Below are 20,027 nucleotides of genomic sequence, written 5' to 3' on the forward strand. Positions count from 1 at the left end.
GGGCCGACGAGCGCTCAGCGAACGACCAGGGATGGTTCATCAGCAGATCAGTCCTTACCTCTTGCCGTGCCACGAACGTGCGTAAGGAATCGTAGGGAGCCACACGGGATGCAGGCACGGTCCGACGACCACGGAGAAGGGCGGCCCATATGCGAGGACGGCGAGGCACGGCGGTGCGGCCGGCGCTGACGGCGGGGGCGGTCATCGCCCTGTGCGCATCGGGCTGCGCGGCTCCCGGCGAGACCTCTCGCAGCGTCGGCGGCTGCACCTACACCGTCGCCGCCGCCCCGGTGGGGGTGCACGACAGCGGAGATCTGCCCTGGGTCGTCGGCGGTTCGGTGAAGGTGGTCTGCGATCCGCGCCCCGACCAGCACGTCTTCGAGGCCGCCCTGCAGCGGAAGCGGGGCGATTCCTGGGTCCTGCTGCCGCACAGCGAGTACGAGGTCACTCCCCGGATCAAGGCCGACGATCCGGACGAGGTCGCCACCGCCAAGGGCACCTCGTACGCCGTCTCCGCCGAGTGCGACCCCGGCACTTACCGCATCCGCTACACGGCCACCGTCACCCGCGAGGGCCGGTCCCACTCCACCGGCACCGTTTTCAGCAGCCCGGTGACCATCAAGGAGTGCTCGGCATAGGGTCCTTCGATGCCCTTCAACCACAATGACCACTACCACCGTCTGCTGTTACGACACCTGCCGCGGAAGTGCCGCACGGGACTCGATGTGGGGTGCGGAACCGGCCGCTTCGCCCGTCGGCTGGCCGGGCGGGGGATCGACGTCCATGCGGTGGATCCGTCGGCGGAGGTCATCGCGCGCGCCCGTGCCACGGCCGGGGAGCCGGCGGACGGCGGACCGCTTCCCCGTTTCGAGCACGCGGACGTCACCCGGCTCGAACTCCCCGCCGGGCACTACGAGTTCATCTCCTGCCTGGCGAGCATCCACCACATGCCCTTCGACACCGTCACCGCACTGCGCAAGGCGCTCGCGCCGGGCGGGGTGCTGGTCATCCTGGGCTGCTACCCCGAGAAGTCGCCGGCCGACTGGGCCTGGGGCCTGCTGGCCTCCCCGGTGAATGCTGTGGCCAGGCTCGCCGTCGGCGCCGCGGAGCGATGCCGACCGGCCGGGGCCGCTCCGGTCCAGGCACCCATCGCACCGCCGCGCGTACCGCTGTCCCGGATCCGCCGGGAGGCCGCCGTACTGCTTCCCGGGTGCCGGATCCGCCGGCTGCTCTTCTGGCGCTATCTGCTGGTGTTCCGCAAGGACGGGCTCCGTACGGGCGAGTGACGGGGCGGCGCACCCGTTCGGACGGCACCCGTCTCCCCCTGTGGGCATGCCACGGCGGCCGAACCGCCGTTGAATGCTGTGTGTCCGCATGTGCCAGAGCGACGGCCCGCATCGGGAGCACGCATGTCGTTGCCGAAGACCCCGAGCGCTCCCGCCGCACCGGCCCCGCGCCGCCCCAAGGGAGCGCTGCGGCGCACCGGCGAGTGGTGTGCCCGGCACTGCGTTCTCGTCATCGTGCTGTGGCTGGTCGCCCTGGCCGGACTCCAGCTGCTGCAACGCGCGTACGGCGGTGAGTACTCCGACGACTTCGCGCTGCCCGGTGTCCAGTCGACACAGGGCCGCGAGGTCCTCAAGGAGCACGAGCCGAAGGCCGGTGGCTACAGCAGCCAGATCGTGCTGCACGACTCGGCCCAGCCGCTGACCGGATTCCGCAGCCAGATCGACAGCGCCGTCACCGCCCTGGGCAAGCTGCCGGAGGTGCTCTCCGCACAGAACCCGCTGCCCCCGCCCGGCACATCACCCGCCACACCGCCGTCCGGCACACCGAACGTCGGCCCACTGTCCACCGACGGCCGCACCGCGTACATCACGGTGCGGTTCGCCGTCCAGCCGTCCACCCTCAACCCGGACTATCTCCACGGTGTCGACGCGGCGGTGCGGCCGCTGCGCTCCGCGGGCGTGGACGTGGAGTACGGCGGGCCGCTGGGCGAGCTGGCCCGGCCGGAACCCAATGACCTGATCAGCGAGGTGATCGGCTTCGCGGTGGCGATCCTGGTGCTGCTGGTGGGCTTCGGGAGCGTGCTGGCCGCCGGGGTGCCGCTGCTGACCGCGCTGATCGGCGCCATCTGCGGTCTGGCCTGTCTGGGGCTGCTCGCCGCCGCGTTCGTCTTCGCCACCGTCTCCCCCACCCTGGCCACGATGATCGGCCTCGGCGTCGGCATCGACTACGCGCTGTTCCTGATCACCCGGCACCGGCAGAACCTCATGGACGGCGCGGACCCGGTCACCGGTGCGGGCAAGGCCGTGGCCACCAGCGGGCGCGCGGTCCTGGTGTCCGGCTGCACGGTCATCATCGCGCTGATGGGGCTCTGGGTCTCGGGCCTCTCCTTCATCGGCAAACTGGGGGTGGCGGCCGCCATCACCGTGGTCTCCGCCGTGCTCGGCGCGCTCACCCTCGTACCGGCACTGCTCGGGCTGATCGGCCGCCGCATCGACCGGTTCCACGTCCGCAGACCGATCGCCGAGACGGACGCCGCGCCGGGCGAGGAGGCACACGGCACCTGGCACCGGTATGCGCAGCGGGTGGCGCGCCGCCCGTGGTGGTATCTGGCGGGCGGGGTGCTCGTCATCATCGTGCTGGCCCTCCCGGTCTTCTCGATCCAGCTCGGCCATATCGGCGACGGCGCCGACCCGAAGTCCTTCACCGACCGGCGCGCCTACGACCTGATGTCCTCGGCGTTCGGACCGGGCTCCAACGGCCCGCTGACCCTCGTCATCGACGAGTCCGCCGTCCCGCAGGCGGACCGCCCGACGCTGGCGGCGCAGGCGCAGAAGGTGCTCACGGATGTGCCGGGCGCGTCCTTCATCAGCCCGCTGAAGACCACCTCGGACGGCGCGGTGCTGACCGGTACCGCGTACTCCGCCCAGGCCCCGCAGAACGCGGCCACCACGGAGCTGGTCAACCGCCTCAAGCACGACCTCCTGCCGCAGGCCCTACGCGGCACCGATGCGCACGGCTATGTGACGGGCACGACGGCCGGCCAGGTGGACTTCCTCGGCCTCGTCGCCAGCCGGCTCCCGCTGATCATCGCCGTGGTCGTCGCCCTCGCCTTCGTCATCATCCTGATCGTCTTCCGCGGTGTGCTGGTCGCCGTGAAGGCGGCGGTGCTCAACGTCCTGTCGATCGCCGCCTCGTACGGGGTGGTGGTGGCGGTCTTCCAGTGGGGCTGGGGCGGTCCGGCGCTCGGCGTCTCGGGCCGGGTGCCGATCGAGAGCTATGTGCCGATGATGATGTTCGCGATCGTCTTCGGGCTGAGCATGGACTACGAGATCTTTCTGCTCTCGCGGGTGCACGAGGCATGGCTGCGTACCGCCGATGCGAAGGCGAGCGTGGCGCACGCGCTGGAGATCACCGCCCGGGTAATCACCTGTGCCGCGCTGATCATGGTGAGCGTGTTCGCCGCGTTCCTCGTCAGCGACAACGTCGTGGTGAAGATGCTGGGCCTCGGCCTGGCCGTGAGCGTGCTGATCGATGCCACCGTGGTCCGGCTGCTGTTGGTCCCCGCGGTGATGACGCTGCTGGGCCGGGCGGCCTGGTGGACGCCGCGGTGGCTGGACCGGATCCTGCCGCATGTGCGTACCGAGGGCGACGAACAGGTCCCCGGGGCCGGCCCGGCCTGACCGGGTCCCGCCTCCGATCTGCGAGCGCCCCCCGATCCGACGATCATCGACATATGGCCCCGTCCGCCGAGCGTGGCTCGGCCTCGTACCCCGTGATCCGGCCGATGCTGGCCACGGTCGGCCCGCTGCCTGCCGAGCACGAGGAGACGGCCTGGGCCTTCGAGGCCAAGTGGGACGGTGCGCGCTGCATCGTCAACACTCCTGGCGACGGCACGATCCGGCTGGTCACCCGGGCGGGCAACGACGCGACCTCGACCTACCCGGAACTGGCGCCGCTGGGCGAACAGCTGCGGGGCCGGTCCGCGGTGCTCGACGGTGAGGTGGTGGTGCTGGACGCGCGCGGACGGCCCGATTTCGGGCTGCTGCAGCGCCGGATGGGCGTGGTGAACCCGCGCCGCACGGCCCGGCTGGCCATGGAGCACCCCGTGCACCTCGTCCTCTTCGACCTCATGTACCTGGACGGATCGCTGCTCGGTGCGCCGTATTACGAGCGTCGCCGCCTGCTGTCCGGGCTGCGGCTGCGCGGCCCGAGCTGGTCGGCGCCCGGGTATGTGGAGGGCCACGGTCAGCAGGCCTGGGAGGCCTCGCTGCAAGGCGGTCTCGAAGGTGTCGTGGCGAAGCGGCTGGCCTCCGCGTATCTGCCGGGCGTCCGGTCACCCGAGTGGCGCAAGACGAAGCATCTGCTGACCCTCGACGTGATCATCGGGGGCTGGACCGAAGGCCATGGCGGGCTGGCCGGCCTGCCGGGTTCCGTTCTGGTGGGTATCGCCGAACCCTCGGGGCTGCGTTACGTCGGCTCCGTCGGCTCGGGGCTGTCCGACCGGGAGCGCCAGGAGCTGGCGCAATACCTGGGAGTGATCCCGCTCGACCACTCCCCGTTCGTCAACCCCGTGGACGCACCGGCGGCTCACTGGGCCGAGCCCCGGCTCGTCGCCGAGATCACGCTCAGCGGCTGGACCTCGGCCGGCCGGCTGCGGCATCCGATCTGGCACCGGCTGCGTCCCGATCTCACCCACCTCGGCTGAGCGAGGGGATACCGGCGCCGCGCCGGGAAGGCTCGCCCCGAGGAGTCCGAGCAACGGCAGACGGAAGGAGTCGGTGATGCCCCACCCCACCGACAGCAACACCGACGGCACCACGGACAGCGCATCGAACGGCACCACCGACGGCAACGCGGCGTACGGAAAACAGCCCTTCAAGCGCTCCAAGAGCCACTTCGCGGACCGCATCACGGCGGACGGCCGCGACGGCTGGCCGGTCGAGGCCGGCCGCTACCGCCTGGTGGTCAGCCGCGCCTGCCCCTGGGCGAGCCGCGCCGTCATCTCCCGACGGCTGCTCGGCCTGGAGGACGCAATCTCGCTGGCCCTCACCGACCCGATCCAGGACGACCGCAGCTGGCGCTTCACCCTGGAGCCGGACGGCCGCGACCCGGTACTCGGCATCCGCTTCCTCGCCGAGGCCTATGACGCCCGCGAGAAGGACTACCCGGGCGGCGTCAGCGTGCCCGCCGTCGTCGACGTACCCAGCGGCCGGCTCGTCACCAACGACTACCAGCAGATCACCCTGGACTTCGCGACGGAGTGGAAGGCGCTGCACCGGCCCGGTGCACCCGATCTGTACCCCGAGCCGCTGCGCGAGGAGATCGATGTCGTCATGGCGGGCGTCTACCGGGACGTCAACAACGGCGTGTACCGGGCCGGTTTCGCCACCGGGCAGAGCGATTACGAGGCCGCCTTCCACGACCTGTTCCGGCGCCTGGACCTGCTGTCCGAGCGGCTGTCCGACCAGCGCTACCTCGTGGGCGACACCCTCACCGAGGCCGACATCCGGCTGTTCACCACCCTGGTCCGCTTCGACGCCGTCTACCACGGGCACTTCAAGTGCAACCAGTTCAAGCTGGCCGAGGACCCGGTGCTGTGGGCCTACGCCAAGGACCTCTACCAGACCCCCGGCTTCGGCGACACCGTCGACTTCCACCACATCAAGCAGCACTACTACCGGGTGCACACGGGCATCAACCCGACCGGCGTCGTCCCGCTCGGACCGGACCTCGCCGGCTGGCTGACCCCGCACTACCGCGAGGAGTTGGGCGGACGGCCGTTCGGCGACGGCACCCCGCCCGGCCCGGTACCGCCGGCCGAGGAGGTCCCGCCCAGCGGACGCCCCGAACCCCTGCCGGCCGGCTTCTGAAACGGTCCCTGGCCCGCGCGCCCGCCGGCGGCGGCCGGATCCAGCCGCCGCTCCCGCAGCATGAGACCCTGAGAACAGACAGGGACAGACAAGGACAAGCCTGGCGTCCGGGCTGCCCGCGCACCCGCCGAACGCGCGGGCTCCCGGCCCGCCGCCGCACTCCACCCGCCCGGCGATCCACCCGCCCCACGCGATCCACGCACTCCACACGAGGAGTGAACCCGATGAGGATGGTCCTGAAAGCCCGGATACCTACCCAGACAGGCAATGAACTGATCCAGAACGGCGAGCTGTCGAAGATCATGGAGTCGGCCATCGCGGCCCTGAAGCCGGAGGCGGCCTACTTCACCCTCGACGACGGGGAGCGCACCGCCTTCTTCTACTTCGACATGAGCGAGTCATCGCAGATGCCGACCCTCCTCGAATCCTTCTTCATGGACCTGCACGCAAAGGTCTCGCTCCAGCCGGTGATGAACGCGAAGGACCTGCGCACCGGACTCGGGGAGCTGATGAGCGGCACCTGAACCGCCCCGCGGGCGCTGCCCTCACTCCGGCGCGGTGTCCTCCGGCGTCCCCTGCGCCAGCCCGGCCAGGACATCGAGCGCCTCGGCCAAGACGCCGACGGGCGGCGAGGCGAGCGCCAGACGTACGGCGTTGGGCGCATGGCCCGGACCGACGGCGAACGCCCCGGACGGTGTGACCGCGATGCCGCGGCGGGCAGCGGCGGCGACGAAGGTGTCGGCCCGCCATGGGTCCGGCAGTTCCCACCAGCAGTGATACGCCTGCGGGTCGGCCCGGACCCGGAAGCCGGCAAGTCTTTCGGTGACGATCCGCTGGCGTGCGGCGGCATCGTCGCGCTTCGCCTCCTCGATGGCCGACGCGGTGCCGTCGGCCATCCAGCGGGTGGCCGCGTCGAGCGCGAAGCGGGAGGCCGCCCAGGTCCCCGACCTGAGGGCCGTCGCAAAGTCCTGGGTGGCACCCGCGGGCACCGTGAGGAAGCCCAGCGACAGTCCGGGCGCGAGCCGCTTGGACAGGCTGTCGACGACCACGGTGCGCTCCGGCGCGAGTGCCGCGAGGGGCGGCAGGTCGTTGCGGAGGAATCCGTAGATGGCGTCCTCGATGGCCTGGATGCCCAACTCCCGCACAACTGCGGCGAGTTCCGTGCGACGCCGGTCGGGCATGGTGATGCCCAGCGGGTTGTGCAGGGCTGGCTGGAGATAGACGGCGCGCAGCGGAGCGGCGGCCCGCAGCGCATCGGGGGTCAGACCGTGCTCGTCCATGGCGAGGGGGACGAGCGTGACGCCGAGGCGGGCCGCGATGCCCTTCACGACGGGGTAGGTGAGCGATTCGACGCCCAGGCGCTCGCCGGCCGGGACCAGCGCGGCGATCGCCGCGGCGATCGCCTGCCGGCCGTTGCCCGCGAAGAGCAGCTGCCGGGGGTCCGGCGCCCAGTCGGCGCGGGCGAGGTGGGCGGCCGCGGTCCGGCGGGCAACGGCCGTGCCGACGGCGCCCACCGGACGGAGCGCCGCGGCCAGCGCGTCGGGGCGCAGCAGATGCTCCAGGCTCTTGGCGAGGAGCGCGGGGTGGTCCGGCAGAACGGGGAAGTTCATCTCCAGGTCGACCCGGGCCTCACCCGGCTCGGCCAGGGCGGGCTCGACCGGGGGTTCGGCGGTGCGGACGAAAGTACCGCGGCCGACCTCCCCCACCGTCAGACCGCGTCGGCTCAATTCCCGGTACACCCGGGCCGCCGTCGAACTGGCGATGCGCCGGTTTCTGGCGAACCTCCGGAGCGGCAGCAGCCGGTCCCCGGGGCGAATCCGGCCGGCCGCGATGTCGGCCGCGAGTTCATCGGCAATCGCGCGATAGTCGTCCATCGGTCACTTCCCACATTGCACCGAGTGCATTATTAACATTGTGCCGAGAGATTGCCCTCTATAGCATCGAGGAGTCAAGCCACTGCAGAGGAGACGCGCCCCATGGGATCGGTCGTTCACCAAGAGATCACTGTCGGGTACGAGGACGAGGGCAGCGGCGAGCCGCTGGTGCTCATTCATGGGCACCCCTTCAACCGTTCGATGTGGCACCCGCAGACCGAGCACTTCAGCCGGACCGGCCGGCGGGTGATCGTCCCGGACCTCCGGGGCTACGGCGACAGCACGGTGGTCCCCGGCAAGACCCCGCTGGCGGCGTTCGCCCGGGACGTCATCGACCTGCTCGGCCATCTCGGGATCGAGCGCTGTGTCCTCGGCGGCCTGTCCATGGGAGGCCAGATCGTCATGGAGTGCTACCGGCTCTACCCGGAACGGATCCGGGGCCTGATCCTCGCCGACACCTTCGCCGCGGCGGAGACCGAGGACGGCAGGACCGCACGCTACGACATGGCGGAGCGCCTGCTCCGCGAGGGCATGGACGGCTATGCCCACGAGGTGCTGGACAAGATGGTCTCCCCGCACACGATTGCCTCCCGGCCGGACGTCGCCGCGCACGTCCTGGGAATGATGACCACCACGGCCCCCGAAGGTGCGGCTGCCGCACTGCGCGGCCGCGCCGAGCGCCCCGACTACACCGAGCTGCTGTCGCGCATCGCGGTGCCGGCTCTGGTGGTGGTCGGCACGGAGGACGCGTACACCCCGGTGAGCGACGCCCGCGACATCCACGAGCGCATCCCGGATTCCCGGCTGACGATCATTGAACACGCGGCCCATATGCCGAATCTGGAGCGGCCGGACGCCTTCAACGCGGCGCTGGACGCATTCCTCCGCTCGCTGCCGAAGACCGCAGCGACGGCCGCGCCGCAGGGCTGAGCGCCACCGTGGCCCGCACCCGACGGCGTTGGTGGCCGGGCCCCGGAAACCTCCGGGTCATCGCATGACGGCCGGGCCGGGCCCGGTCACCCGCCCGGACGCCAGCAGCGCCGTGTGCGGCAGCACCAGCCGGCCGTCGCCGTCGGTGAACTCCTGTGCCAGCACGAGGAATTGCCGGCGAATGCGCTCGGCCACGGCCGCCTCCTGGCCGAGGACGATCCGGCCGATGGTCGCCACTCCTGCCGCCGGGCCGCTCCACCACTCCTCCGGTGTGGTGCGGTGGTCCCAGGACAGCGGACGGCAGGCCGCGTCCGCCAGCCCCGCGCCCCGCAGCAGGCCGACGAGGCCGTCTTCGGTGCGCGGGAAGTCGTCCTCGGGGGCGAGCGCGGGCAGCGACGACGGGCGGGTCACACCGGCCGCCTGTACGGCGCGGCCGAGCAACGCCTGTCCCGGCGCGGCGGGGGCCGTCCAGAGCGTCAGCGCGATCCGGCCGCCCGGCCGGGTCACCCGGCGCAGCTCATCGAGGGCCGCCCGTGGCCGTCCCACGTGATTGACCACAAAGTTGCCGACGACGGCATCGAACTGTCCGTCCTTGTAGGGCAGTTGCGGTAGTGCGGCGATATGGAAGCACGCGTCGGGGACGGCGCTGGCGGCGCGCCGGACCATATCGGGCTCGGCATCCACGGCAACGACCCGGGCACCGCGCGCACCGGCCGCCGCGGCGGCCGAACCCGTCCCCGTCCCGACGTCGAGCACCCGCAAGCCCGCGGCCACCCCCGCGGCGTCCAGCAACTGCGGGACCGGATGGGCGCAGAGCCTGCCGAATCCGGCCTCGTACGCGGCCGCGCTCCCCGCCCAGGCCCGGCGCTCACTCTCATCGAACGGCGTCCCAGGCACCGCTCCTCCTCCCCCGGCCGGCAATACGACCGGCACCTCGGTCCGGTACCTCGGCCTGACGCCTCGGCCCGGCGACCGGCTCGCCAACTCGATTGCGGCGACCGGTGATCGCCGCGACCGGCACCATCCTCGCCGATCCCCCCACCGGCTCCCGCACCACCGACTCCCCATGTTCCCAAGGGCGTTACTCAGCCGTAACCTACCGATGGGTTACCTCAGGTAAGAAGCGGACCTTACTCTCCAGTCACATCGGGTCGCCGTACGCCCCTCCTGTCTCCGGACAGCGTGCGGCCGGCCCGCATCGAGATCTGGAGCAGAAGATGAGGCCCTCCCGTACGACTCTGCGCGCCGCGGTCAGCACCGTCTCCGCGGCGGCACTCGCCACCACGGTTCTCGCCGGCGCGCCGGCCACCGCCGAGGCGGCGGCGCCGGAATCCGCCCCCACGGCAGCAGCGTCGGGCGCCTCCTCCGTGAGGTTCGTCGACATCGAGGGCGACGGCGGTACCACCCTCAAGGCGAACGTCTTCACTCCGGCCGGTGCCGACGGCACCCGGCGCTACCCGGTCATCGTGCTGCCCACCAGCTGGTCGATGCCGCAGATCGAGTACATGGCGCAGGCCAAGAAGCTGGCCGACGCGGGCTATGTCGTCGTCGGATACAACTCACGCGGCTTCTGGCAGTCCGGCGGACAGATCGATACCGCCGGTCCGAAGGACGTCGCCGATGCGTCGAAGGTCATCGACTGGGCGCTGGCCCACACACCGGCCGATCCGCAGAAGGTCGGCATGGGCGGGGTCTCCTACGGTGCCGGGATCAGCCTGCTGGCGTCCGCGTTCGACAAGCGGATCAAGGTGGTTGCGGCGCTCAGCGGCTGGGGCGATCTCATCGGCTCGATCTACAGCGGCCGTACCCAGCACCGGCAGGCGGCGGCGATGCTCGGCGGGACGGGCGAGCTGACGGGGCGCCCCAGCCCCGAACTCCGCACGATCCTCAAGGACTTCCTCTCCTCGAATCTTTCCAAGGAGCAGGACATGATCGCGTGGGGGCGGAAGCGCTCCCCCGCCACCTATCTCAACAAGATCAACGCCAATGGCGCCGCCATCATGCTGGGCAACGCATGGGGCGATTCCCTGTTCCCGCCCAACGAGTACGCCGACTTCTACGAGAAGCTGAAGGGCCCCAAGCGGCTGGAGTTCCGCCCGGGTGACCATGCGACGGCCGAAGGGCTCGGGCTGTTCGGGCTGCCCAACGACACCTGGACCAACACCCAGCGGTGGTTCGACCACTACCTCAAGGGCGCGGACAACGGCATCGACCGCGAGTCGCCGGTGCTGCTCAAGTCCCGTTCCACCGGCGCGTACGAGGGCTACAAGAGCTGGCAGGACGTGGCGTCCACGCAGCGGAAGATCGAGCTGGGCGGCAGCAAGCAGATCCACACCAACTGGGACTCCGGCGCCGACGGCGGGCTGATCTTCCTCTCCAGCATGCTGGACCAGTTCCTCCGGCTGCCGCCGATGGCCTCGATCCCGCTGCTGCCGCGCCCGCTGGCCGCCGTCTGGCAGTCCGAGCGCTACGGGACCGGGCAGCGGGTCAGGGGGACCACACGGCTGCACACCACCATGACCAGCACCGCGGAGAGCGGCACCGCCATCGCCTACCTCTACGACGTGGGCCCGCTCGGCATCGGCAAGCTGGTCACCCACGCCCCGTACACCTTCCACGGCAAGACGCCGAACCAGCCCTTCGGCGTGGACCTGGAGTTGTTCTCCACGGCCTACGACGTCCCGGCCGGCCACCGGCTCGCGGTGGTCGTGGACACCGTCGACCCGCTGTACATCGAGCACAATCCGAGCGGCGCCCGGCTGACGTTCTCCTCCCCGGCGAACGATCCGTCGTATGTCTCGGTGCCGGTGCGCGAGTAGAGACCGTCTGAGGATCGGGGCGAGGCACCGCGGCGTTCGACGCGGTGCCTCGCAAGACGCCGGAGCGGACTCTCCCGCCCCGTCGTCCGCGCTCCCCGGCCCTGCCGCGTCATCGCCGCGGTGCCCTCCTCGTCACAGCTCCGCCGCCGTCCGAGTCATCGCTCCGCCGCCGTCCGCGCACGGTACGACTGCGCGGCGAGGAGCAGGCCGATGCCCCAGACCAGGAACTGCGGGATCCCGTAGACGACGATCCAGGGGCTGAAGACGCCGTCGTCGCCGAAGTGGAGGGGCAGTTGTACGGCGGCCCAGGCGGTGTACAGGAGCAGGACGGCCGACGCGACGTACGCCGTGCCGGCCAGCGTCCGGCGGGGGACTCTGCGGCCTCCGACGAACGGCAGCCGGTTCGGGAACACCAGCCCCCAGGGCCGGACCAGGCTCAGCGCCAGGACACCGGCCAACAGGGCCAGTGCGCTGAGCACGAAGAGATAGGGACCGCCGCCGAGGTCGTACCAGTCGCTGAACTTCTCTTCGTCGGCCCAGAGGGGAATGCCCAGCGCCCATACGGCGTGCAGCGGGATGAAGCCCAGGGTGGCGGAGAGCGCGGAGGCGTGGGCGGCGCGGCGGGCACGGAGTGACGGACGCGGGACTTCGGCGGCCGCGACCTCGTGCGGGACGGTGCTTGCGGACATGACGTGTGCCTCCACAGGGGGTCGGAAAAGTGCTCACCGACACGGTTCCACGGGCCCCCACAACGCCACATCGCGCTGCCGGCTGACGCTCCCTCATGCCCGGAGGGCACCCGGGCATTGCCATCCTCCGCCGGAGGGGGGAACCGGGCGTCCCGGCGGACCCACCGGCTGCCCGCCCGGCCGGACACCTCCCGCGCGCACGGCAGCTGCACCTACGGAATGATCACGGGTACGGGGAACCACCCTCCGCACCCTCACCTGCCCACCACCGGGTCCGCCGTCACCGCCATCCGTGAGATCGCGGCCGAGTACCACCTCGGTGCGACCGTCACGGCTGCCGGCCCTCACGTCGGCGGTTGATGGCTCCCCGGCAGCAAGGTGCCCGGTTCCGGGGCGGCCACCTCGACGGCCTCCACCTTGGGGTTGCGCCGCTGACGCTTGGAGACCCAGTTGGCCAGCCAGGACAGCAGCATGCACATCCCGATGTAGATCGGCGAGATGATCATGACGACGGGGATGAACGGCAGGTCGTAGTCGAGGTTGGAGGCGATCAGCTTGCCGGCGTGCAGGAACTCCTCGTAGGTGATGAGGTAGCCGAGCGAGGTGTCCTTCAGGGCGACCACCAGCTGGCTGATGATCGCCGGGAGCATCGCCCGCACCGCCTGCGGCACCAGGACATGCGTCATGACCTGCGTCTTGCGCATGCCCAGTGCGTAGGAGGCCTCCCGCTGGCCGCGGTCGACGGAGTTGACGCCGGTACGGAAGACCTCGGCGAGCACCGAGCCGTTGTAGAGCGTCAGTCCGGCGACCAGGGCGATCAGCGGCTCCGCCTTCAGCGCCACATAGATGAAGAAGATCATGACCAGTACGGGCATGGCGCGGAAGAACTCCACCAGCAGCGTGCACACCCAGCGCACAACCCGGTGCGCGGAGAGCCGGCCGGTCGCCAGCACGCCGCCCAGCGCCAGCGACAGTACCGCGGCGAGGGCGAAGGCCTTCAGGGTGTTGCCGAGGCCCCGCAGCAAAAGCTCCTGAATTCCCTTGTAGGTGAAGGGAGTCCATTTCGCCGCGGTGAACTGGCCGGTGGCGAAGAGGAGGTAGATGATCCAGCCGATCAGGGCGAGGATCACCACCGTCGAGACCAGGCCGTAGAGCCGGTGCCGCTGTCTGGTCCGCGGGCCCGGGACGTCGTAGAGGGCGGTGGTCATCGGGCGGCTCCGAAGCGCTTCTCCAGCACGTTGAAGATCGCGCTGATGGTCAGGGTGACGATCAGATAGCCGACGGCGATCCACACGAAGGTCCAGATGATGCTGTAGCCCCTCTCGTTGAGCGGCTTGTAGACCCCGAGCAGCTCGACGACGCTGAAGGCACCGGCGATCGCGGAGTTCTTGGCGAGCGCGATCAGTGTGGAGCCGATGGGCGGGATGACGGACCGGAAGGCCTGCGGGAGGACGATGTCACCGAGGGTCTGCGGGAAGGTCAGGCCCAGACTCCGGGCCGCCTCGCCCTGCCCGACCGGCACGGTGTTGATGCCGGAGCGCACCGCCTCACAGATGAAGGCGGACGTGTAGCAGCCCAGCGCGAGGATCGCGAACAGCTTGAAGGGCAGGACGACGCCGAAGCGCGGCAGGCCCAGCACCACCGCGAAGAACAGCAGCGTCAGCGGCGTATTGCGCAGCACCGTCACCCATGCCGTGCCGAAGGCCCGCAGCGAGCCGACCGGCGCCACCCGGAACGCGGCCATCAGGAAACCGAGGACGAGCGCGAGCAGCGAGGCGAAGACGGTGAGCTCGACCGTGCCCAGCAGGCCCTGCCCGTAGAGGGAGAGATTGTCGAGGAGAACGTTCATCGGTCAGTTCCTTCGCGGCTCAGGTCGCCCGGTAGCGGTCGATCGGGGGCGGCTCGGGGGCGGGCACTCCGGACAGGCCGAGAGTCGCGTCGTACGCCTTCTTCCAGTTGCCGTTCTTCTCGTTCGCGGCGAGGGCGTCGTCCAGCGCGAACCGCAGGGCGTTGTCGCCCCGGGGGACGCCGATGCCGTACGGCTCCTCGGAGAACGGCTTGCCGACCACCTTCAGCTCCTCGGGCACCTTGGCGGCGTAGCCCAGCAGGATCGCGTCGTCGGTGGTGACCGCGTCGACCTGGTAGGTGAGCAGGTTGTCGACGCACACCGAGTAGGTGTCGTAGGCGACCAGCACGGCCTTGGGGTAATCGGCCTGGATGCGCTGGTACGGCGTCGAGCCGGCCGCCGAGCAGACCCGTTTGCCGGCCAGGTCCTGCGGCCCCTTGATGTCGTTCTCGTCGGTGCGCACCAGCAGCGCCTGGCCGGCCATGTAGTAGGGCCCGGCGAAGCCCACCAGCTTCTTACGCTTGTCGTTGATGGTGTAGGTGCCGACGTAGAGGTCGATCTGGCCGTTCTGCAGGGCCGTCTCGCGGTTGGCGGAGGCGATCGTCTTGAACTCGATGGTGTGCGGCGGGAAGCCGAGGGCGGCGGACATCATCTTGGCGATCTCGATGTCGAAGCCGGTGTACTGGCCGGTGGCCGGGTCCTTCTCGCCGAGGTAGGGCTGGTCCTCCTTGACGCCGATGACGAGATGGCCGCGGCGCTTGGCCTTCACCCAGGTCGGGGAGGCGGGCAGGGAGAAGTGCTTGGCGACCGGGTATTGGGGCAGTTCGCTGCCCTTGGGGCCCTTGACCGGCGGGCTGCCTTCGCGGCCGCAGCCGGCGAGGGCTAGTGCGAGCACGGCGAGCACGACGGCCACGAGGGCACGACGCAGGGGCGAGGAGTGGCTGTGCGGCATCACGGCACCCCCGTTCAGTGCTTGAGAATCTTGGAGAGGAAGTCCTTCGCCCGTTCGCTGCGCGGCGCGGTGAAGAAGTCCTCGGGGGTGCGGTCCTCGACGATGCGGCCGTCGTCCATGAACACCACACGGTTGGCGGCGGAGCGGGCGAAGCCCATCTCATGGGTGACCACGACCATCGTCATTCCGTCCCGGGCGAGCTGCCGCATCACTTCCAGCACCTCGTTGATCATCTCCGGGTCGAGGGCGGAGGTCGGTTCGTCGAAGAGCAGTGCCTTGGGGTCCATGGCGAGTGCGCGGGCGATGGCGACGCGCTGCTGCTGACCGCCGGAGAGCTGCGCCGGATATTTGTCGGCCTGGTCGGCGAGCCCCACCCGGTCGAGGAGTTCACGGGCGCGCCGCGCGGCCTCGTCCTTCTTTTTCTTCCGGACCTTCATCGGCGCCAGCATCAGATTGTCCAGCACGGTCTTGTGGGCGAAGAGGTTGAAGGCCTGGAAGACCATGCCGACTTCGGCACGCAACTGGGCCAGCGCGCGGCCCTCTTCGGGCAGCGGCTGTCCGTCCAGCTCGATGGCGCCCGACTCGACGGTTTCCAGGCGGTTGATGGCCCGGCACAGGGTGGACTTCCCGGACCCGGAGGGCCCGATGACCACGACCACCTCCCCGCGGCCGACGGTGAGGTCGATGTCCTTGAGGACATGCAGCTTTCCGTAGTGCTTGTTGACCCCGCGCAGTTCAATCAGCGCATCACCGGCCATATGCAGACCTGCCCACTCTCATCCGTACAGCGGAGAGCCCGCAACCTACCGGGGGGAATAGGGCGCTTCTTCCCTGACACGCACGTATGCACGGAGATGGGGGGATAAATCAGGGTTACGGATGAACCTGCCGCGAGGCCGGTGCGGGGCCGCTGCCGCGGGCTCCGCGACCGGATGTCAGGTCTCGGAGACCTCGGCGTAGACCTGCGACAACTCGGGCGCGCCGACGTCGGCCCACTCATGGCCCATGGCCACCACATCGATCTCCCGCCCGGACTCCAGCCGGACCACCGGCTGCCCGTCCGGCCATACGTGCCAGACGGCGCCGCGTACCGTGCGGACCAGCACCGTGCCGAGGTAGAGACCGGCGTCGTTGCCGAGCCAGGGCAGCACCTCCGGGTCGTCCCGCCATACGGGCTGCACCTGGTCCAGCGCCTCCAACGACCGTACGGAGTCGTCCAGTTCCACGCCCGCGGTGGCGGCCTGGGCCCGCAGCAGCTCGCACTCGGACAGCAGCTCCACGACACTTTCGGGATCGGCGCGCACCGACTCCGCGAGCGGCACGGACCGATGTGCATGCTGCCGCTTGCGCCACCTGTCCAGGAAAGACATGTTCATGGTCTGCAGGGTCCCATCCGACCTGTGGTCGCGGCCACAGGCGCGCGGCGCACTCGGACCCCGTTCGTCACCTTGACGCTTCCCCTCCACGTCCCTAACTTCATGGCGCTCGGATCGGATCTGCTGAACCCCCAGGAACCCCCTGCCCCTCGCGGGACCGGCCTGGAACGCAGTTCACACCTGCCCGTTGGCGCCACCCGGAGGGATACGGACCGATGCGTGTACGACGATGGGGCACCGCCCTGACCCTGCTGCTCGCCGCGACCGCACTGCCGGCCACCGCTGCCGGAACCGCGACGGCCGCCGCGATGCACGGACCACACCGGCCGCCGCCCTTGGCAAAGCTCTTCGACAATCGGGCGGTCAGTGACAACTCCTGGCCCGACGCGGCCGACTTCGACGGGGCGGGCCATTCGCTGTCCGCTCAGGACCTGGCGGCGGCCGGCTGGTCCCCCGGGCAAGTACTGACGCTCGACGGCGCCCGGCTCCGCCTGCCGCACACCGCGCCCGGAGCGCCGGACAACGTGGTGGCGGACGGCCAGCCGGTGGCGGTACCCGGCCGGGGCGAGGCGCTCACCTTCCTGGTTGCCGCGACGGGCGGGGAGGCCTTCGGCACCGGCACCGTGCACTACGGGGACGGGTCGCACAGCACCTATGAACTCACCGCTCCTGACTGGCGGTCGGGGCCGCTGAGCACCAAGGCGGTGGCGCTGCCGCATATCAACGGTCCGGGCGGGCAGCTGCCCGGGGCGGCGCGGCTGTATGCGGTGACCGTCGCACTGCGAGCGGGGCGGGAGGTGAGCTCGGTGGTACTGCCGGAGACGACCGGGGCGGCCGGCGCGCTGCATGTGTTCGCGCTGTCCGTACGGGACACCGGGCGCGGCAGGACCGGGAGTTGGGCGGCGAGCACGGCGGGCTACCGCGCGGTCGGGCCCTGGACCGACCGGACGCTGCGGCTGGTGGTGCACAGCAGCGCGGGCGGGCCGCGGGCGCGTATACGGATCGCCAACACCTTCGCCGCCATGCCGGTGGACATCGGGGCGACCAGCATCGCGGTGCGTGGCGCGGGGGCGGCGGCGGAACACACGCCGGTGCCCCTGACCTTCGGGAAGGGACATACCGGGGTCCGCATACCGGCCGGGGCCGAGGCGTTCAGCGATCCCGTCGGCTTCACGGTCCCGACCGGCACCGATCTGCTGGTGAGCATCCATCTGCCGGGGACGGTGACGGCGGCGCCGGTGCACCAGGAGGCGGCCCAGCTGTCGTATCTGAGCGCCGCGGGCAGCGGGGACCGCACCACGGACACCGGGGGCGCGGCCTACCCCGAGACGATGACCATCTGGCCGTTCCTGACGGGAGTCGACGTCGAGGGCGGTCCCGGCTCGGTCGTGGCGCTGGGCGATTCGATCACCGACGGGGTGAAGTCGACGAGCGGCACCAACCGCCGCTGGCCCGATGTGCTGGCCCGCCGCTTCCAGGCGCAGCACACGCTGCCCCGCTACGGCGTGCTCAACCAGGGCATCTCGGCGAACCGCATCGTCACCGACCGCTATCAGGGCGACGGGGTCAGCACGGACACCGGCGGGGTGAGCGCCCAGCACCGGCTGGAGCGCGATGTGCTGGCGCAGCCCTCGGCGCGGACGGTGGTGGTGTTCGAGGGCATCAACGATGTGCGCTGGGGGACCTCGGCCGACGAGGTCGTCGCCGGTCTGCGGGCTCTCGCGCGGCGGGCGCACGAGCGGGGGCTGCGGGTCGTGGTGGCGACCGTCGCGCCCTGTGAGGGCTACCCCGACTGCACCCCGGCCGTGGAGGCCCGCCGGCAGGCCGTCAACGCCTTCGTACGCGACAACGCGGGCGCCGTCTTCGATGCGACGCTGGACTTCGACGCCGTGCTCCGCGATCCGCGGCGGCCCCAGCGGATGCTGCCCGCCTACGACAGCGGCGACCACCTCCACCCCGGCGACGCGGGCCTCCAGGCGCTCGGTGACGCGGTGGACCTGCGGGCGCTGGTGCCGGGGCGGAGCTGACACCCGCTCTGGGACCCCTCCCGCGGGCCGGCGGAGCTGACATCCGCTGTGGCGCCGTCCCGCGGGCCGACGGGAGCGGGCCCCACGGGTTCCCTTCGTTCAGGTCGTCCTAGACGTCGAGGTCCACGACGACCGGGGCGTGGTCCGAGGCGCCCTTGCCCTTGCGCTCCTCGCGGTCCACATAGGCGTCCGAGACGGCCTTGGCGAACGGCTCGTTGCCGTAGACGAGGTCGATGCGCATACCGCGGTTCTTGGGGAAGGCGAGCTGGCGGTAGTCCCAGTAGGTGTAGGGGCGGTCGTACTTGAGGGGGCGCGGCACGACGTCCGACAGGCCCGCCTCGCGGAGGGCGGTCAGGGCGGCGCGCTCGGCGGGCGTGACATGGGTGGAGCCCACGAAGACGGCCGGGTCCCAGACGTCCTCGTCCGTGGGTGCGACGTTGTAGTCGCCGAGGATCGCGAACGGGCGGGAGCCCGCCGCGTCCTCGGCGACCGCCGTCTTCAGCGCCTCGAACCAGCCGAGCTTGTAGGCGTAGTGCGCATGGTCGACCTCGCGGCCGTTGGGGACGTACACCGACCACACACGGGCCGCGCCGCAGGTCGCCGAGACGGCCCTCGGCTCCTGCACCCCGTCGTAGTCCGGGCCCCCGGGGAGGCCCAGGACGACGTCGTCGAGCCCCACCTTGGACAGCAGGGCCACACCGTTCCACCGGCCGTCGGCGTTGACCGCGGCTTCGTAGCCGAGCGCGCGCAGCTCGTCGTACGGGAACTGCTCGGCGCTGCACTTGGTTTCCTGAATGCACAGCACGTCCGTGCCGGTGCTCTCCAGCCAGGCCAGCAGCCTCGGGAGGCGGGCGGTGATCGAATTGACGTTCCAGGTCGCGATGCGCATGCCTGTAAACCTACAGCGCGGCACTGACAGTCGGACCCTCAGCGAAGTGCGGTGCGGTGGCCCGGGGTGAGACGGCCGTGATCGGTACCGGCCAGCTTGTCGATCATGGCGTCATAGAGCGGGCGGGCGTGGTCCTGGAGCAGGCTGTCGTGGATGTCGATGGCTCGTCGGGGCGCGACCTCGCGCACATAGTCGATGATCTCGGCGACCTTGTTCCAGGGGGCGTGGACGGGCAGCAGCAGGGTGTCGACCGTACGGTCCTCCGGGACCGTGAGGGCGTCGCCCGGGTGGAAGACCGTGCCGCCGTCGATGAGGTAACCGACGTTGGTGATACGCGGGATGTCGGGGTGGATGACGGCGTGCAGCTGGCCGTGCACCTCCACATCGAAGCCGGCGGCGGTGAAGGTGTCTCCCTCACCGACCGTGTGCACCCGGCCGGGGAACGCGCCCGCGAGCTGCTCGGCGACGCTGGCCAGCGTCCAGATCTCGGCCGCCGGACTGGCTTCCATGCCCGCCCGCAGCCGGTCCTCGTTGAAGTGGTCCATGTGCTCATGGGTGATCAGGATCGCGTCCGCACCGACGGCCGCGTCCTCCTCGCTGAAGACACCGGGGTCGATGACGAGCGTCCGCCCGTCCTTCTCCAGCCGGACACAGGCGTGGGTCTTCTTGGTGAGTTCCATGAAGCCATCTTGCCGTGGCGGGCCTCGGTGGGTGCGTCGTACCCCTGCGCCGCGGCACGCCCGTGCCAC

The 20,027-nt window shown here is 70.7% G+C and carries 19 protein-coding genes; 9 read left to right on the forward strand and 10 right to left on the reverse strand.

Annotated features, from left to right (window positions below; translation table 11 throughout):
* Positions 1 to 149: 149 nt before the first annotated feature.
* The 6 genes from ACGFWI_RS27975 (at position 150) to ACGFWI_RS28000 (ending at position 6,400) form a co-directional block, all read left to right on the forward strand.
* Positions 150 to 638 carry a hypothetical protein gene (locus ACGFWI_RS27975; RefSeq protein ID WP_393908802.1) on the forward strand — a complete coding sequence of 163 codons (489 nt, stop codon included), beginning with the start codon at positions 150 to 152 and terminating at the stop codon, positions 636 to 638.
* Between the two features lie 9 nt (positions 639 to 647).
* Positions 648 to 1,286 (forward strand): class I SAM-dependent methyltransferase, encoded by a 639-nt coding sequence (locus ACGFWI_RS27980; RefSeq protein ID WP_393908803.1) that lies wholly within the window; start codon positions 648 to 650, stop codon positions 1,284 to 1,286.
* Positions 1,287 to 1,409: 123 nt separating this feature from the next.
* A complete protein-coding gene (locus ACGFWI_RS27985) occupies positions 1,410 to 3,686 on the forward strand; it encodes an MMPL family transporter (RefSeq protein WP_393908804.1) in 2,277 nt (758 codons plus the stop codon).
* A 53-nt stretch (positions 3,687 to 3,739) separates the two neighbouring features.
* Positions 3,740 to 4,711: a non-homologous end-joining DNA ligase gene (gene ligD, locus ACGFWI_RS27990; RefSeq protein WP_393908805.1), complete on the forward strand. Its 972-nt coding sequence runs from the start codon at positions 3,740 to 3,742 to the stop codon at positions 4,709 to 4,711.
* Positions 4,712 to 4,787: 76 nt separating this feature from the next.
* Positions 4,788 to 5,876, forward strand: coding sequence for a glutathione S-transferase family protein (locus ACGFWI_RS27995; protein WP_393908806.1), 1,089 nt, complete (start codon positions 4,788 to 4,790; stop codon positions 5,874 to 5,876).
* A gap of 224 nt (positions 5,877 to 6,100) precedes the next feature.
* A complete protein-coding gene (locus ACGFWI_RS28000; RefSeq protein WP_393908807.1) occupies positions 6,101 to 6,400 on the forward strand; it encodes a hypothetical protein in 300 nt (99 codons plus the stop codon).
* 21 nt (positions 6,401 to 6,421) lie between these two features.
* On the opposite strand, the gene ACGFWI_RS28005 is transcribed toward ACGFWI_RS28000, so the two are convergent.
* On the reverse strand, positions 6,422 to 7,750 hold the full coding sequence (locus ACGFWI_RS28005; RefSeq protein ID WP_393908808.1) for a PLP-dependent aminotransferase family protein: 1,329 nt from the start codon (positions 7,748 to 7,750) through the stop codon (positions 6,422 to 6,424).
* A gap of 102 nt (positions 7,751 to 7,852) precedes the next feature.
* On the opposite strand from ACGFWI_RS28005, the gene ACGFWI_RS28010 reads away from it, so the two are divergent.
* Complete coding sequence (locus ACGFWI_RS28010) at positions 7,853 to 8,680, forward strand: alpha/beta fold hydrolase (RefSeq protein WP_393908809.1); 828 nt, start codon at positions 7,853 to 7,855, stop codon at positions 8,678 to 8,680.
* A gap of 57 nt (positions 8,681 to 8,737) precedes the next feature.
* Here ACGFWI_RS28010 and ACGFWI_RS28015 read toward each other — a convergent pair whose 3' ends face one another.
* A complete protein-coding gene (locus ACGFWI_RS28015; RefSeq protein ID WP_393908810.1) occupies positions 8,738 to 9,577 on the reverse strand; it encodes a class I SAM-dependent methyltransferase in 840 nt (279 codons plus the stop codon).
* A gap of 320 nt (positions 9,578 to 9,897) precedes the next feature.
* On the opposite strand from ACGFWI_RS28015, the gene ACGFWI_RS28020 reads away from it, so the two are divergent.
* The gene (locus tag ACGFWI_RS28020) at positions 9,898 to 11,499 is read left to right on the forward strand and encodes an alpha/beta fold hydrolase (RefSeq protein ID WP_393908811.1); all 1,602 of its coding nucleotides are present in this window, start codon (positions 9,898 to 9,900) and stop codon (positions 11,497 to 11,499) included.
* A 155-nt stretch (positions 11,500 to 11,654) separates the two neighbouring features.
* Here the strand turns inward: ACGFWI_RS28020 and ACGFWI_RS28025 are convergent, their stop codons facing one another.
* The 6 genes from ACGFWI_RS28025 to ACGFWI_RS28050 form a co-directional block, all read right to left on the reverse strand.
* Positions 11,655 to 12,188, reverse strand: coding sequence for a hypothetical protein (locus ACGFWI_RS28025; RefSeq protein WP_393908812.1), 534 nt, complete (start codon positions 12,186 to 12,188; stop codon positions 11,655 to 11,657).
* Between the two features lie 344 nt (positions 12,189 to 12,532).
* Positions 12,533 to 13,396, reverse strand: a complete 864-nt coding sequence (locus tag ACGFWI_RS28030) for an amino acid ABC transporter permease (RefSeq protein ID WP_393908813.1) — start codon at positions 13,394 to 13,396, stop codon at positions 12,533 to 12,535.
* The gene (locus ACGFWI_RS28035; protein WP_393908814.1) at positions 13,393 to 14,037 is read right to left on the reverse strand and encodes an amino acid ABC transporter permease; all 645 of its coding nucleotides are present in this window, start codon (positions 14,035 to 14,037) and stop codon (positions 13,393 to 13,395) included. Before ACGFWI_RS28035 ends, ACGFWI_RS28030 begins: the two co-directional genes overlap by 4 nt.
* Positions 14,038 to 14,056: 19 nt before the next feature.
* The gene (locus ACGFWI_RS28040; RefSeq protein ID WP_393908815.1) at positions 14,057 to 14,986 is read right to left on the reverse strand and encodes a glutamate ABC transporter substrate-binding protein; all 930 of its coding nucleotides are present in this window, start codon (positions 14,984 to 14,986) and stop codon (positions 14,057 to 14,059) included.
* Between the two features lie 14 nt (positions 14,987 to 15,000).
* On the reverse strand, positions 15,001 to 15,744 hold the full coding sequence (locus tag ACGFWI_RS28045) for an amino acid ABC transporter ATP-binding protein (protein WP_393908816.1): 744 nt from the start codon (positions 15,742 to 15,744) through the stop codon (positions 15,001 to 15,003).
* A 177-nt stretch (positions 15,745 to 15,921) separates the two neighbouring features.
* Positions 15,922 to 16,362, reverse strand: a complete 441-nt coding sequence (locus tag ACGFWI_RS28050; protein ID WP_393908817.1) for a DUF6278 family protein — start codon at positions 16,360 to 16,362, stop codon at positions 15,922 to 15,924.
* A 215-nt stretch (positions 16,363 to 16,577) separates the two neighbouring features.
* Between ACGFWI_RS28050 and ACGFWI_RS28055 the strand changes: the two genes are divergently transcribed.
* Entirely contained in the window at positions 16,578 to 18,389 is a 1,812-nt protein-coding gene (locus ACGFWI_RS28055; protein WP_393908818.1) for an SGNH/GDSL hydrolase family protein, read from the forward strand.
* A 109-nt stretch (positions 18,390 to 18,498) separates the two neighbouring features.
* On the opposite strand, the gene ACGFWI_RS28060 is transcribed toward ACGFWI_RS28055, so the two are convergent.
* Positions 18,499 to 19,278: an exodeoxyribonuclease III gene (locus ACGFWI_RS28060; protein WP_393908819.1), complete on the reverse strand. Its 780-nt coding sequence runs from the start codon at positions 19,276 to 19,278 to the stop codon at positions 18,499 to 18,501.
* A 38-nt stretch (positions 19,279 to 19,316) separates the two neighbouring features.
* The gene (locus ACGFWI_RS28065) at positions 19,317 to 19,958 is read right to left on the reverse strand and encodes an MBL fold metallo-hydrolase (protein WP_393908820.1); all 642 of its coding nucleotides are present in this window, start codon (positions 19,956 to 19,958) and stop codon (positions 19,317 to 19,319) included.
* Positions 19,959 to 20,027: the final 69 nt, after the last annotated feature.

The sequence above is a fragment of the Streptomyces sp. NPDC048434 genome (assembly GCF_043200375.1).
Classification (GTDB): domain Bacteria; phylum Actinomycetota; class Actinomycetes; order Streptomycetales; family Streptomycetaceae; genus Streptomyces.

Bases quoted from the DNA above. Each gene is read 5' to 3' on its own strand.
- ACGFWI_RS27975 (WP_393908802.1), top strand. From the start codon at position 150: ATGCGAGGACGGCGAGGCACGGCGGTGCGGCCGGCGCTGACGGCGGGG.
- ACGFWI_RS27980 (WP_393908803.1), top strand. From the start codon at position 648: ATGCCCTTCAACCACAATGACCACTACCACCGTCTGCTGTTACGACAC.
- ACGFWI_RS27985 (WP_393908804.1), top strand. From the start codon at position 1,410: ATGTCGTTGCCGAAGACCCCGAGCGCTCCCGCCGCACCGGCCCCGCGC.
- ligD (WP_393908805.1), top strand. From the start codon at position 3,740: ATGGCCCCGTCCGCCGAGCGTGGCTCGGCCTCGTACCCCGTGATCCGG.
- ACGFWI_RS27995 (WP_393908806.1), top strand. From the start codon at position 4,788: ATGCCCCACCCCACCGACAGCAACACCGACGGCACCACGGACAGCGCA.
- ACGFWI_RS28000 (WP_393908807.1), top strand. From the start codon at position 6,101: ATGAGGATGGTCCTGAAAGCCCGGATACCTACCCAGACAGGCAATGAA.
- ACGFWI_RS28005 (WP_393908808.1), bottom strand. From the start codon at position 7,750: ATGGACGACTATCGCGCGATTGCCGATGAACTCGCGGCCGACATCGCG.
- ACGFWI_RS28010 (WP_393908809.1), top strand. From the start codon at position 7,853: ATGGGATCGGTCGTTCACCAAGAGATCACTGTCGGGTACGAGGACGAG.
- ACGFWI_RS28020 (WP_393908811.1), top strand. From the start codon at position 9,898: ATGAGGCCCTCCCGTACGACTCTGCGCGCCGCGGTCAGCACCGTCTCC.
- ACGFWI_RS28025 (WP_393908812.1), bottom strand. From the start codon at position 12,188: ATGTCCGCAAGCACCGTCCCGCACGAGGTCGCGGCCGCCGAAGTCCCG.
- ACGFWI_RS28030 (WP_393908813.1), bottom strand. From the start codon at position 13,396: ATGACCACCGCCCTCTACGACGTCCCGGGCCCGCGGACCAGACAGCGG.
- ACGFWI_RS28035 (WP_393908814.1), bottom strand. From the start codon at position 14,037: ATGAACGTTCTCCTCGACAATCTCTCCCTCTACGGGCAGGGCCTGCTG.
- ACGFWI_RS28040 (WP_393908815.1), bottom strand. From the start codon at position 14,986: ATGCCGCACAGCCACTCCTCGCCCCTGCGTCGTGCCCTCGTGGCCGTC.
- ACGFWI_RS28045 (WP_393908816.1), bottom strand. From the start codon at position 15,744: ATGGCCGGTGATGCGCTGATTGAACTGCGCGGGGTCAACAAGCACTAC.
- ACGFWI_RS28050 (WP_393908817.1), bottom strand. From the start codon at position 16,362: ATGAACATGTCTTTCCTGGACAGGTGGCGCAAGCGGCAGCATGCACAT.
- ACGFWI_RS28055 (WP_393908818.1), top strand. From the start codon at position 16,578: ATGCGTGTACGACGATGGGGCACCGCCCTGACCCTGCTGCTCGCCGCG.
- ACGFWI_RS28060 (WP_393908819.1), bottom strand. From the start codon at position 19,278: ATGCGCATCGCGACCTGGAACGTCAATTCGATCACCGCCCGCCTCCCG.
- ACGFWI_RS28065 (WP_393908820.1), bottom strand. From the start codon at position 19,958: ATGGAACTCACCAAGAAGACCCACGCCTGTGTCCGGCTGGAGAAGGAC.